At 39.4% G+C, this 15,631-nt stretch carries 1 protein-coding gene; it reads right to left on the minus strand.

Annotated elements, in window-relative coordinates:
• Positions 1–280: 280 nt before the first annotated feature.
• Positions 281–15,484, minus strand: coding sequence for an SspB-related isopeptide-forming adhesin (locus tag NYE32_RS06970; protein WP_339156938.1), 15,204 nt, complete (start codon positions 15,482–15,484; stop codon positions 281–283).
• Between the last annotated feature and the right edge of the window lie 147 nt (positions 15,485–15,631).

Consider the following 15,631-nt stretch of genomic DNA (forward strand, 5'->3'; position numbering starts at 1 on the left):
TATAATCTTTTATAATATAAACATCTGCTCACTTAAGTTTAGCTATTACAATTTTTTTATAACCCGTTATAAATACTTTTTATAAGTTATCCCCTGATTTTAAAATAATTCTATAAGTTTATTCATACTTATCCCTATAACTAATTTAATAATCAGAAAAATATATTTGTCAGATTATTTTTAGACACAAAAGAGACTCACCCCTTATGGGATGAGTCTCTTTTTCGAAAACTGAAATAGTCTAACTAACTATGTTGAGGGATTTAACCTATGAACTATCTTAGTCTTCTTTTTTGCGTTTTCCTGCCAAACCAAGTCCAGCTGCCGCAAGGATTCCTCCGAGAGCCATAGCTGCCATAGACGCATCATCACCTGTTTCAGGGAGTGCTGGTCCTTTAGGAGCTTCTGGTGGAGTTGGTGGTGTCACTGGTGGAACCACTGGAGTTGGAGGAGTCGGTGGTGTTGGAGGAGTTGGTGGAGTCGGTGGTGTTGGTGGTGTTGGAGGAGTCGGTGGTGTCACAATATTGTTGAACTCAGTATCTTCTGGCAATTGAGAAGTTACTGTCAAGACTTTACCGTCTTTAGTTACTGAAACAACGACTGTAGCAACCATCTTATCGTAGGTAACAGTTGCATCGTTACCTTGTACTTCTTCTACTGTGTAGACGTGAGTACCTTCTTCACCACGTTTGTACTCAAGAGCTGAGAACTTGATCTTACCGTTAGCATCATTGCTTACAGTTTCGATCACATTACCCTTGCTGTCTTTAAGTACGAAGCTAAACTCACCAGCTTTAAGTTCACGACCTTCAAGTTTCTTAGTGAATTCAAACTCAACCTTAGTTGGGATATTGACTACACGTTTTTCTGTTGGTTTTTCTGGTTTTTCAACAGATTTCTTAGTTGGGTCGTATTGGTGAACGATTTGTGACGCAGTATTTTCGATGTCTACACCATCTTTAGCAGTGCCTTTGATAGTTGCAGGAATATCGAACTTGTAGTAGCGTCCGAATGCCAATTTGGCAGTATCGATTACTTGTGTGTTTTCTGCATCGCCAAGTGACTTAGTAAGGTCAGCTTTAGATGTTGCAGTAATCACACCGTCAACGATTTGGATATCGAACTTAGCTGTCACATCTTCTCCTGTTACAGAGTCGTATGCTTTAATATCTTTAACGTTAACAGTCAAGTTTTCGCTGTCATATTTATCTGTAACACCTACAGATTGGATATTGTGAGCGTCAGTGAAGTTAGTTGTGTCGAGCCATACTTGGTAGACAAACTTATCACCTTTCTTGAGTGTCTTAGTATTGATATTTTCAGCTTCGTTGTTAGCTGTGTTGTCAGCGTAAGGATCCTTATTAGTATCGCCTACTTTATCTTTCAACTCAGCATCATCGTCAACAAGTTTCATACCAGTGATATCGAATTTCTCTTTAGAAACAACGTATTTCTCTGGTTGGAACTTAGGTTTTTCTGGTGGACGAACAGTATTGTTGAATTCTTTATCTGCTGGGTCGTTCACTTTAGTGATAAGAGCTTTCGCTTTACCATCATGTGATACTTCAACAGTGACAAGAGCTTTCATTGAATCGTAAGAAACAGTTCCGTCAGTACCCTTAACTTCTTCTACAGTGTAGTTGTGAGTACCTTCTTGACCTTTCTTGAATTCAAGAGCAGCAAATTTAACGTTACCTGCAGCGTCGTTCTTAACTGTTTGAAGGATGTTTCCATCTTTATCTTTAAGAACGAAGCTGAATTCATCCGCCTTAAGTTCACGGCCTTCAAGTTTCTTAGTGAAGTTAAATTCAACTTCAACTGGGATGTTTACGACACGTTTTTCTGTTGGTTTTTCAGGTTTCTTAACAGTCTTACTTTGTGGATCGTATTGGTGAACGATTTGTGAGGCTGTATTTTCGATGTCAACACCGCCAGCGACGTCTGCTTTCACCGTTGCAGGAATATCAAATTTATAGTAGCGACCAAACTCGAACTTAGTAGTGTCGATAACTTGAGTGTTTTCAGCATCGCCAAGTGACTTAGTGAAGCCATCTTTAAGGTTAGCTGTAACAACACCATTTTCAACCTTAATGTCGAACTTAGATGTTACATCCGCACCTGATACTGAATCGTAAGCCTTGATTGCTGATGCATCGACATCCAACTTAGTTTCATCGTAGTCATCAGTGATACCAACAGTTTGGATATGATCCTTGTTGTTAGCGTCAAATTGAGTTGTATCAAGCCATACTTGGTAGTAAAGTTTTTGACCAGGTTTAACTGACTTAGTATTCAAGTTTTCCAATTCGTTGTTTGATGCATCATCAGCGTAAGGGTTGGTATTTGTATCTGCAACCTTATTAGCCAATTCTTTATCATCATCAACAAGTTTAGTACCTGTTACGTCGAATTTCGCTTCAGAAACAACATATTTTTCTGGTTGGAACTTAGGTTTTTCTGGTGGACGAACAGCATTGTTGAATTCTTTATCAGCAATTTCACCAACAGTTGCTACAAGAGCTTTAGCAGTACCATCATGAGAAACAGTGATTGTTACATTCGCTTTCATTGTATCGTATGTAACAGTTGCATCAGTTCCTTTGACTTCTTCTACTGTGTACTTGTGAACGCCTTCTTGGCCTTTCTTGAATTCAAGTTTAGAGAATTTAACGTTACCAGCTGCATCATTCTTAACAGTTTCAACAACTTTACCTGCTGCATCCTTCAACTCGAATGTGAATTCGTTAGCTTTAAGCTCACGACCTTCCAAACGTTTAGTGAAGTTGAATCCGACTTCAACTGGAACACTGTTAACACGTTTTTCAGTTGGTACCTTAGGTGTTTCAACCTTCTTAGTTGTTGGGTTGTAGTAGTGAACAACTTGTCCAGCTGTATTTTCAATATCTACACCACCAGGAACAGTGTCTTTAACAGTGGTTGGGATATCAAATTTATAGTAACGACCAAAGGCAAACTTAGTTGTGTCGATAATTTGAGTGTTTGCAGCATCACCAAGTGACTTAGTGAAGCCATCTTTAAGGTTAGCTGTGATTACACCGTTTTCAACTGTGATGTCGAATTTAGCGGTAACATCTTCACCTGTTACTGAATCGTAAGCTTTAATCTTAGTAGCGTCAAGTTCCAACTTAGTTTCGTCGTAGTCATCAGAGATACCAACTGTTTGGATGTAATCCTTGTTGTTGGCGTCGAATTTAGTTGTATCGAGCCATACTTGGTAAACAAGTTTATCACCACGTTTAACAGACTTAGTATTCATGTTTTCCAATTCGTTGTTTGATGCATCATCAGCGTAAGGATTAGCATTTGTATCTGCAACCTTGTTAGCCAATTCTTTATCATCATCAACGAGCTTAGTACCTGTGATATCGAATTTTGCTTCAGAAACAACATATTTTTCTGGTTGGAACTTAGGTGTTTCTGGTGGGCGAACTTTGTTGTTGAACTCTTTATCGTTAGCGCTTGAAGCGAATCCGCCTGTTGAAGCGTGGTTAACGACAGTTGTGAGAACTTTGCCTTCCTTAGTAACTTCTACTGTTACAGTTGCTTTCATAGCATCATAAGTGATTGAAGTATCTTTACCAGCTACTTCTTCAACTGTGTAAGTGAATGTCTTACCAAGATCAGCTTTGTTGAACAAGAGTTTTTCAAACTTGATGTGACCATCTTTATCGTTGGTTACTGTTTGAAGAACCTTGTTGTCTTTGTCTTTCAATACGAAGCTAAACTCACCTGCAGTCAACTCACGGCCTTCAAGTCGTTTAGTGAAGTTGAACTCGAGTGGAACTGGAACGTTGTTTTCACGTGTTTGAGTTGGTTTTTCAGGAGTTGTAACTTTCTTATTGAATGGGTTGTATTGGTGAATTGTTTGGTTAGCTGTATTTTCAATATCTACACCGTCGTTAGCATCAATGTCTTTAACAACAGCTGGGATATCAAATTTATAGTAACGACCAAACTCGAATTTAGTTGTATCGATGACTGGAGTAGCATCTGTTGCACTAATAGCTTTAGTCAAGCTTGCTTTAGATGTACCGTAGAGAACACCATTTTCAACTTTAATATCGAACTTGTCTGTAACATCCTTACCAGTGATACCATCGTAAACCTTGATTTCAGAAGCGTCGATATCGAGCTTAGCTTCTTCGTAGTTGTCTGTGATACCAACTGTTTGAAGGTTGCTTTCTGCAGTGAAGTCACGAGTATCAAGCCATACTTGATAGTAGATCTTTTGACCACGTTTGAGGGTCTTACCATTCAAGTTTTGGATTTCAACTTTATCAGCTGAATCGTCGTCATCAGCAAGTTTGTTACCAATGATGTCGAAGCTTGGTTCTGAAACAACGTATTTCTCTGGTTTGAAGTTAGGAGTTACGTTGTTATCGAAGACACGATCGTCACCACCATAAGCATCTCCACCTACTGTAGCGTAAGAGATAACTGTTGACAATTGATCTCCTACTGAAGGTTGGATAACTTGAACAGTAACATTGACTTTCATGTTATCGTAAGTAACAGTTGTATCAGTTCCTTTAACTTCTTCTACTGTGTAGTTGAATGTCTTACCAAGATCTGCTTTAGCATAGTTGATAGTAGAGAACTTAACTTTACCTTCGGCATCATTCTTAACTGTTTCAAGAACATTACCTTTTTCATCTTTCAATTCGAAAGTAAATTCTTTATCTTGCAACTTACGTCCGTTAAGTGTCTTACCGAAGATCAACTCGATAGCAGTTGGAACGTTGTTAACACGTTTTTCAGTTGGTTTGTTTGGTTTTTCAACAGTCTTAGTAGTTGGGTTGTAGTAGTTTACAACTTGAGCTGCTGTATTTTCAATTTCAGCACCATCGTAAGCACCGTCAGTAACCTTAGCTGGGATGACAAACTTGTAGTAACGTCCAAATTCGAACTTAGTAGTATCGATAATTTGAGTGTTTTCTGCATCGCCAAGTGACTTAGTGAAGCCAGCTTTAAGGTTAGCAGTAATCACGCCGTTAGCGATAGAGATGTCGAACTTGTCAGTAACATCAGCACCAGTCTTACCATCGTAAGCCTTGATATCTGATTGCTTAACTTCCAATTTAGCTTCATCATAATCATCAGTGATACCAACAGTTTGGATGTTATCCTTATTGTTTGCATCAAATTGATTTGTATCAAGCCATACTTGGTAGTTAATAGTGTCGCCACGTTTAACAGCTTTAGTATTGATGTTTTCTGCTTCGTTGTTATCAGCTTTATCCGCATATGGGTTCGCATTTGTATCTGCGTACTTGTCAGCCAACTCTTTATCGTCATCAAGAAGTTTAGTACCAGTGATATCGAACTTACCGTTACCATCGCTAAGAACGTATTTCTCTGGTTGGAACTTAGGTTCGTCTGGAGGAGTTACACGGTTGTTAAATTCTTTATCCGCAATGTCGCCTACAGTCGCGATAAGAACTTTAGCTGTTCCATCGTGTTTAACTGTGACTGTTACATTCGCTTTCATTGTGTCGTATGTAACGGTTGCGTCTGAGCCTTTAACTTCTTCTACTGTGTAGTTGTGTACGCCTTCTTGGCCTTTCTTGAACTCAAGTTTAGAGAACTTAACGTTACCTGATGCATCATTGCTTACAGTTTCAAGAGTCTTACCTTCTGAATCTTTAAGCACGAAGCTGAATTCGTTAGCTTTAAGCTCACGGCCTTCCAAACGTTTAGTGAAGTTGAATTCCACTTCAACTGGTACGTTGTTAACACGTTTTTCAGTTGGTTTGTTTGGTTTTTCAACTTTCTTAGTTGTTGGGTTGTAGTAGTTAACTACTTGAGCCGCAGTGTTTTCGATATCTACTCCGCCTTTAACATCAGCTTTCACTGTTGTTGGAATGTCGAACTTGTAGTAACGTCCGAAGGCGAATTTAGTTGTGTCAATAACTTGAGTGTTTTCTGCATCGCCAAGTGACTTAGTGAAGCCATCTTTAAGTGTTGCAGTGATCACACCGTTGTTAACAGTGATATCGAATTTAGCTGTAACATCATCACCTGTTACTGAATCGTAGGCTTTAATCTTAGTAGCGTCAAGATCCAACTTAGTTTCATCGTAGTCATCTGAGATTCCTACTGATTGGATGTTGTCCTTGTTAGCTGCGTCAAATTTAGTTGTATCCAACCATACTTGGTAAACCAACTTGTCGCCACGGTTAACAGTCTTAGTATTGATGTTTTCAGCTTCGTTGTTTGCAGTACCATCCGCATATGGGTTGGCATTTGTATCTGCGTACTTGTCAGCCAATTCAGAATCATCATCAAGAAGTTTGTTATCAGTGATTGAGAATTTCTCTGCATTCAATACATACTTCTCTGGTTGGAACTTAGGTTCTTCTGGAGGAGTCACACGGTTGTTAAATTCTTTATCCGCAATGTCGCCTACAGTCGCGATAAGAACTTTAGCTGTTCCATCGTGTTTAACTGTGACTGTTACATTCGCTTTCATTGTGTCGTATGTAACGGTTGCGTCTGAGCCTTTAACTTCTTCTACTGTGTAGTTGTGTACGCCTTCTTGGCCTTTCTTGAACTCAAGTTTAGAGAACTTAACGTTACCTGATGCATCATTGCTTACAGTTTCAAGAGTCTTACCTTCTGAATCTTTAAGCACGAAGCTGAATTCGTTAGCTTTAAGCTCACGGCCTTCCAAACGTTTAGTGAAGTTGAATTCCACTTCAACTGGTACGTTGTTAACACGTTTTTCAGTTGGTTTGTTTGGTTTTTCAACTTTCTTAGTTGTTGGGTTGTAGTAGTTAACTACTTGAGCCGCAGTGTTTTCGATATCTACTCCGCCTTTAACATCAGCTTTCACTGTTGTTGGAATGTCGAACTTGTAGTAACGTCCGAAGGCGAATTTAGTTGTGTCAATAACTTGAGTGTTTTCTGCATCGCCAAGTGACTTAGTGAAGCCATCTTTAAGTGTTGCAGTGATCACACCGTTGTTAACAGTGATATCGAATTTAGCTGTAACATCATCACCTGTTACTGAATCGTAGGCTTTAATCTTAGTAGCGTCAAGATCCAACTTAGTTTCATCGTAGTCATCTGAGATTCCTACTGATTGGATGTTGTCCTTGTTAGCTGCGTCAAATTTAGTTGTATCCAACCATACTTGGTAAACCAACTTGTCGCCACGGTTAACAGTCTTAGTATTGATGTTTTCAGCTTCGTTGTTTGCAGTACCATCCGCATATGGGTTCGCATTTGTATCTGCGTACTTGTCAGCCAATTCAGAATCATCATCAAGAAGTTTGTTATCAGTGATTGAGAATTTCTCTGCATTCAATACATACTTCTCTGGTTGGAACTTAGGTTCTTCTGGAGGTGTTACACGGTTGTTAAATTCTTTATCCGCAATGTCGCCTACAGTCGCGATAAGAACTTTAGCTGTTCCATCGTGTTTAACTGTGACTGTTACATTCGCTTTCATTGTGTCGTATGTAACGGTTGCGTCGCTTCCTTTAACTTCTTCTACTGTGTAGTTGTGTACGCCTTCTTGGCCTTTCTTGAACTCAAGTTTAGAGAACTTAACGTTACCTGATGCATCGTTGCTTACAGTTTCAAGAGTCTTACCTTCTGAATCTTTAAGCACGAAGCTGAATTCGTTAGCTTTAAGCTCACGACCTTCCAAACGTTTAGTGAAGTTGAATTCTACTTCAACTGGAACACTGTTGACACGTTTTTCAGTTGGTTTGTTTGGTTTTTCAACTGTCTTGCTTACTGGGTTGTAGTAGTTAACTACTTGGGCAGCAGTATTTTCGATATCTGCACCGCCAGGAACATCGTTCTTAACAGTTGCTGGAATATCAAACTTGTAGTAACGTCCGAAGGCGAATTTAGTTGTATCAATGATTTGAGTACTTTCTGCGTCGCCAAGTGACTTAGTGAAGCCATCTTTAAGTGTTGCAGTCATCACACCATTTTCAACTTTAATGTCAAATTTATCTGTAACATCAGCACCAGTTACTGAATCGTAAGCTTTGATTGTTGAGCCATCTACATCAACCTTAGTTTCATCGAAGTCATCAGTTATTCCTACAGTTTGAACGTTGTCTTTGTTAGCTGCGTCGAATTTGGTAGTATCCAACCATACTTGATAGTAGATCTTTTCGCCGCGTTTAACAGACTTAGTATTGATATTTTCTGCTTCGTTGTTACCATCTTTGTCAGCGTATGGGTTCGCATTTGTGTCTGCGTACTTGTCTGCCAATTCTGAGTCATCATCGAGAAGCTTGTTATCAGTGATAGAGAATTTAGCTGTATTCAATACATATTTCTCTGGTTGGAACTTAGGCTCTTCTGGAGGTGTTACACGGTTGTTAAATTCTTTATCCGCAATGTCGCCTACAGTCGCGATAAGAACTTTAGCTGTTCCATCGTGTTTAACTGTAACTGTTACATTCGCTTTCATTGTGTCGTATGTAACGGTTGCGTCGCTTCCTTTAACTTCTTCTACTGTGTAGTTGTGAACACCTTCGTCACCCTTCTTGAATGACATAGCTGAGAACTTAACGTTACCAGAAGCATCATTGCTTACAGTTTCAAGAGTCTTACCTTCTGAATCTTTAAGAACGAAGCTGAATTCGTTAGCTTTAAGCTCACGACCTTCCAAACGTTTAGTGAAGTTGAATTCCACTTCAACTGGTACGTTGTTAACACGTTTTTCAGTTGGTTTGCTTGGTTTTTCAACTTTCTTAGTTGTTGGGTTGTAGTAGTTAACTACTTGAGCTGCAGTATTTTCAATATCCACACCACCAGGTACATCAGCTTTAACTGTTGTTGGGATGTCAAACTTGTAGTAACGTCCGAAGGCGAATTTAGTTGTGTCGATAACTTGAGTGTTTTCTGCATCGCCAAGTGACTTAGTGAAGCCATCTTTAAGAGTTGCAGTAATCACACCGTTGTTAACAGTGATATCGAATTTAGCTGTAACATCATCACCTGTTACTGAATCGTAGGCTTTGATCTTAGTAGCATCAAGATTCAACTTCGCTTCATCGTAGTCATCTGAGATTCCTACTGATTGGATGTTGTCCTTGTTAGCTGCGTCGAATTTAGTTGTATCCAACCATACTTGGTAAACCAACTTGTCGCCACGTTTAACAGTCTTCGTATTCAAGTTTTGTTTTTCGTTGTTTGATGCATCGTCCGCATATGGGTTCGCATTGGTATCTGCGTACTTGTCTGCCAACTCTTTATCATCATCAACGAGCTTGTCACCTGTGATATCGAATTTCTCTTCAGAAACAACGTATTTCTCTGGTTGGAACTTAGGTTCTTCTGGAGGTGTTACACGGTTGTTAAATTCTTTATCCGCTGGTTCTGTCACGTTTGTGATCAAGGCTTTCGCTGTACCATCATGAGATACAGTAACGGTTACAACAGCAACCATTTCATCGTAAGTGACAGTTGCATCTGTACCCTTAACCTCTGTTACAGTGTACTTGTAAGTACCTTCTTGACCCTTCTTGTATTTAAGGGCTGTAACAGTTTCACCAGCTTTATTTGTGTACTCTACTGGAGAGAATTTAATCTTACCAGCTGCATCGTTGGTTGCAGTTGCAATCACAACATTGTCGCTGTCTTTCAACTCGAATGTGAATTCGCCAGCTTTAAGGTCGCGACCTTCCAATTTCTTAGTGAAGTTGAATTCTACTGAGATTGGAACACTATTTACACGTTTTTCAGTTGGTTTGTTTGGTTTTTCAACTGTCTTGCTTACTGGGTTGTAGTAGTTAACAACTTGAGCTGCTTTGTTTTCGATATCTGCACCAGCTACAACATCGTCTTTCACTGTTGCTGGAATATCAAATTTATAGTAGCGTCCAAATTCGAATTTAGTTGTATCAATGATTTGAGTGTTTTCAGCGTCGCCAAGTGACTTAGTGAAGCCTGCTTTAAGGTTAGCTGTAAGAACACCGTTGTTATCAGTGATATCGAACTTGTTAGTAACATCTGCACCAGTAACTGAGTCGTAAACCTTGATATCTGAAGCATTAACAGTCAATTTATCTTTGTCGTAGTTATCTGTGATTCCTACTGTTTGGATATTGTCTTTGTTAGCTGCGTCAAACTTAGTTGTATCCAACCATACTTGGTAGTAAAGTTTAGATCCACGTTCAACTGTCTTGGTATTCAAGTTTTCAGCTTCGTTGTTGTTTGTATTATCGACATATGGATTTGTGTTTGTTTCACCATATTTATCTGTCAATTCAGAATCGTCATCAACGAGTTTAGTACCAGTGATATCGAATTTCGCTTTAGAAACAACGTATTTCTCTGGTTGGAACTTAGGTTCTTCTGGTGGAGTTACTGTATTGTTGAACTCTTTATCAGCAGCATCTGTTACGTTGGCAACGATTGCTTTAGCTGTACCGTCGTGTGATACAACCACTTTAACAGTAGCAACCATTGTGTCGTATTTGACAGTTGTATCTGTACCAGGAGTTTCTTCTACTGTGTAGTTGTATGTCTTACCAAGATCATCACGACCAAATTTAAGAGTCTTGAAGACAATCTTACCAGCAGCGTCGTTCTTCACGCGTTCAACTTCAACGCCGTCTTTCTTCAATACGAATTCGAATTCGTTAGCTTGAAGTTCACGACCTTCCAAACGTTTTGTGAAGTTCATTTCCACTGGAACTGGAACGCTGTTAACACGTTTTTGTGTTGGTTTTTCAGGTTTTTCAACTGTCTTGCTTACTGGGTTGTAAACGTGAACTGTTTGGTTGGCTGTATTTTCAATATCAGCACCAGCTTTAACAGATTCTTTAACAGTTGCTGGGATATCAAATTTATAGTAACGTCCAAAGGCGAATTTAGTAGTATCGATAACAGGGTTGTTTACTTTATCTTTGATAAATTCATCTTTAGAAGTTGCAGTGATTGTGCCATTTTCAACTTTGATGTCGAATTTAGCAGTCACGTCTGCACCAGTTACTGAATCGTAAGCTTTGATGTCAGAAGCGTTTACATCCAATTTATCAGCGTCGTATGTATCAGATACACCAACGTATTGAACGTTGTTAGCTTCTGTGAATTTAGTAGTATCAAGCCATACTTGGTATACCAATTTAGAACCGCGTTCAACAGTCTTAGTATTCAAGTTTTCTGGTTCGTTGTTGGCAACACCATCAACATATGGATTGGCGTTTGTTGCTGTGTACTCGTTACCAGGAACATCATCGTCATCATCCATCAACTTATCACCAGTGATGTCATATTTCTCTTTAGAAACGACAAATTTTTCTGGTTGGAATTCAGGAGTGTCCGGAGGAGTGACTTTGTTGTTGAATTCTTTATCTGCAGTACCATCAGTTGCTTTACCGTTAGCGTCTACACCACCAGTTGATGTAACGTTTGTAACAGTAGTCAATGTGTGACCATTCTTAGCAACTTCAACTGTCACTGTAGCTTTCATTTGGTCGTAAGTCATTCCGAATTCTTTGTTTTCAGGAATTACTTCTTCTACAGTGTAAGTGTGTGTACCAAGTTTAGTATTGTCAAATGACAATTCAGAGAAGGTTACGTTACCAGCAGCATCATTCTTAACTGTTTCAACTACTGCACCTGTAGAATCTTTCAATACGAAGCTGAATTCACCTGCTTTAAGTTCACGACCTGCCAATTTCTTAGTAAAGTCAAACTTAGTCACAACTGGAGCAACAACATAGTTGTTGAACTCAGTGTCTTCAGGCATTGTAACAGCAGTACTCAAGAGACCTGTAGCGGCATCTTTAGTAACTTTAACTTTCACTACTGCGTTCATAGTATCGTAATCGATATTTGTATCGTTACCAGCTTTTTCACGCACAGTGTAAGTGTGTGTACCTTCAGTTGCATATGAGATTGAATCAAATTGGATTGAACCATCAGCCGCATTCTTCTTAGTTTGGATCACATTGCCGTTTTCAAGTAATTCGAAGGTGAAGGCATTTGCTTCAAGAGTCTTACCTTCCAAACGTTTTGTGAAGCGGAATTGTGCTTGTGTTGGAGATGAAGTGAATGTATTGTTGAATTCTTTGTCGGCTGGAAGTGTATTAACAGCTTTAAGAACATGACCATCTTTAGTAACAGTAATTGTTACTTCAGCTTTCATTGTGTCATATTGAATGCCAGCTTCAGAACCTTGAACTTCTTCAACAGTGTACTTGTGAGTACCAACTTGTGCGTTTGTGAATGTCAAATCGTCAAAGGCGATAACACCATTAGCATTGTTAGTCTTAGTTTGAAGAACAGTTCCGTTGGCATCTTTCAATACGAAGCTAAATTCACCATCTTTAAGAGCACGACCTGCAAGAGCTTTAGTGAAGTCAAAACGAGTCTTAACTGGTGCAACAGCAAAGTTATTGAACTCAGTATCAGCTGGCATTGTAACTGCAGCGTTCAAAAGACCTGTTTGAGCGTCTTTTGTGACATTTACAGTTACAACTGCATTCATATCATCGTAATCAATGTTGGTATCTGTTCCAGCTACTTCACGTACAGTGTAAGTGTGTGTACCTACAGTTGCATATGAGATTGGATCAAATTGGATTGAACCATCAGCCGCATTCTTCTTAGTTTGGATCACATTGCCGTTTTCAAGCAATTCGAAGGTGAAGGCATTTGCTTCAAGAGTCTTACCTTCCAAACGTTTTGTGAAGCGGAATTGTGCTTGTGTTGCAGCAGGTGTGAATGTATTGTTGAACTCTGTATCTGATGGAAGAGTGTTTGTTGCTTTAAGAACGTGACCTTCCTTAGTAACAGTGATTGTTACTTCAGCTTTCATTGTATCGTAAGTCATACCAGCTTCTTTGTTTTCTGGGATAACTTCTTCTACAGTGTACTTGTGAGTACCAACTTGAGTATTGTCAAAGGTCAAATCATCAAAGGCTACAACACCTGCTTTAGTATTTGTTTTAGTTTGAAGAACTTTACCAGTTGAATCTTTCAATACGAAGCTAAATTCACCGGCTTTCAACTCACGACCTGCGAGAGCCTTGCTAAAGTCAAACTTAGTCTTAACAGGAGCTACAACGTAGTTGTTAAAGACTTTGTCATCTGCGCTTGAAGCAAAACCGCCAGCACCACTGTATTTAACAGAAGCTTGCAAATCACCTGTTGCATTTTCAGTAACCGTAACAGTCATGGTTACTTTCATAGCATCATAGTCGACATCCTTATCTGCACCTGGTAATTCGGTAATAGTATAAGTATAAGTACCTACTTTATTAAACGTTAATTTAGAGAAGGTTGCCTTACCATTTTTATTTGTGACAGTTTCTTCCACACCAGGTGCAGAAGAGTTTTCCTTAATCTTAAAGCTGAATTCACCATCTACAAGGGTACGTCCTGCCAATTGTTTTTCAACTTCTGGAGTAACTGTTACAGGTTCTTGTTTCACATAGTAGTAAACAGGTTGTTTATACGGCGTCAAAGTGTTGAGCAAGTCAACGTTGGTACCTATTTTTATATATGCACCATTTTCTAATTGACTATTTGGTGAAAGGTGTCCGATACCATCTCCTAAGAATGGTACGAATACTGTTTTCTTAGGTGTATATCCCGCTGCTGTTTGGAAGTCAAATGGAACTTCTACTCCATTAGGATGGTTTACACCTTTATTATCTGTGAAAGCAATTGTGTTAAGAGGTGATTTCTTAACATTTAATTCTTGTTTGTTATAATCACCAGGTTTAATAGGTTTAGTTTCTGCTAGCAACATGTAGCCATCAGTGCTCAATGTACCATCAGAACGTTTGCTTTGTTGTTTTGGATCTAGAAGATAAACGCGAACAACTACAGTTCCATCTTCACCTACGATTTCTTTAATACGTTTAATTCCTGCACGCTCAGCGTCCATGAATTTAGTTCCAACTTTGTAAGGACGGCTTACATAACCTGATTGATCGTTTGCATCAGCTGCTTGATAAAGTTTGTAGCCATCAAATTGACGCTCTCCAGATGCTGTGAAGTTTTGACCTTCCATAGCTTTAAGAGTGTATGAAGCTAAGTCTACTTCATTACCATTTGCTTTATAATCTTGAACAGTTACATCAGTTTTATTGGCGTTAAATGTTGGATTATTTTTATCAACTACTTTATAGTAAGTTGTTTTATTAACTGATACTGGAATCTTGGCATTAGTATCCGTAATCGGACGACCGTTATAAGCTGGTTCTACAACATTGATAATATCTGTTGATGTACGAGCGTTATAAACATCTTGATATAACTTTTGTTCAGCTTCGTTCTTTGGATTTACTAAAGCTTGAATACTTGCACCAACTTCATACCCTAATTGGATGAATGGTTGGTCCGTTTTACCAGGGCCAGCTCCTGTACCTGGATCGTAATCAACTTGCCAAGTCAATTCACCTCTAGATGCAGCTGTAGTTGTCGTGAATTTTTGAATACCACTTGACGCTGTAATCGTTCTAGTTTCTACTACATTACCAGTCGTTTTATCGACCAATTCAACAGTTGTATCTGTTGAAGCATCAAATCTCTTGTATGCTCGAGTATAGTAGTTTGTATTGTAGCGTTCATTGAAACGAGTAAGGTCTACAATACTATAGGTGTAGACATCGCCTTCTTTAGCAGCATATCCTGATGGTACTGTTTGTGAACGAACACTTGCACCATTTGGATCCGTCATCTCAGGTGTAGCAACTTCACCGTCTTTTAGGAAAGTTGCTACAGCAACCGGCTCGTTATTGTGGTCTGTAACAGCACGGCGGTTACGACTACGACTACGACGGCTTGTTTCCAAAGCACCTGCACTTGTCACTTCACTAGCAGCGCGATCAAGTGTTGCACTGCGATCTTCAGCTGCTGCTCTAACTGAGTAAGCACGTGCTGTGACATTTGGCTTAACACTTGTTGCTGCTGCCGCAGTTTCGGCTGCTGCTGTTGCTTCAGCTACTGGAGCTGCTGTTGCTGCAGTACGATTAGCCGCTGTTGCAGCTGGAGTTGCTGCAGCGGCTGTCGCTGAAGCTGTTGTTTCAACGTTGTTGCTAGCTGCATTTGAAGATGCCGCTGTAGCTGGTTTAGCTGTTTCTGTAGCAGCTTTTTCAGTTGGTTTTGCAGTCTCTGAAGCTGGTTTAGCTGCTTCAGGTTTTGCAGTTTCTGTAGCTTGTTTGTCAGTTGTCTCTGCGGCAGCCTTATCTGTTGTTGAAGCTTCTGGCGTCAAGTTAAATGTTGACGCAGTTGCCTCAGTTGAAGATACAGCTGCAGTAGGATCTGCTTGAGCTGTTGATGCTGTTGACGTCTCAACCAGGTCTGAAGAACTCTCGCCCTCAACTGATGAACCAGGATTTGATGAAGAAGCGTCAGGCGCTGTTACTTCATCAGCCTGTGCAGTATGAGCAGCAAAGAGTGCCGTTCCTAGCAAGACTGAAGCGACACCAAACGAATATTTACGCAATGAAAATCGTTGACGTCTGTTAAAAATGTCTTTCATTTCAAGTCTCCCTCTGTATGAAATAGTTAGTTATAGGTCACGAGTATACAAGAATCCTATACTTGAACTCATGATTCTATTACATTCTAACATTCTGACAATTCATGGTCAAGTGATTAAGTTAACTTTTTTAAAAAAAATCAAGTT

Source organism: Streptococcus sp. FSL R7-0248 (assembly GCF_037967965.1).
Taxonomy (GTDB): domain Bacteria; phylum Bacillota; class Bacilli; order Lactobacillales; family Streptococcaceae; genus Streptococcus.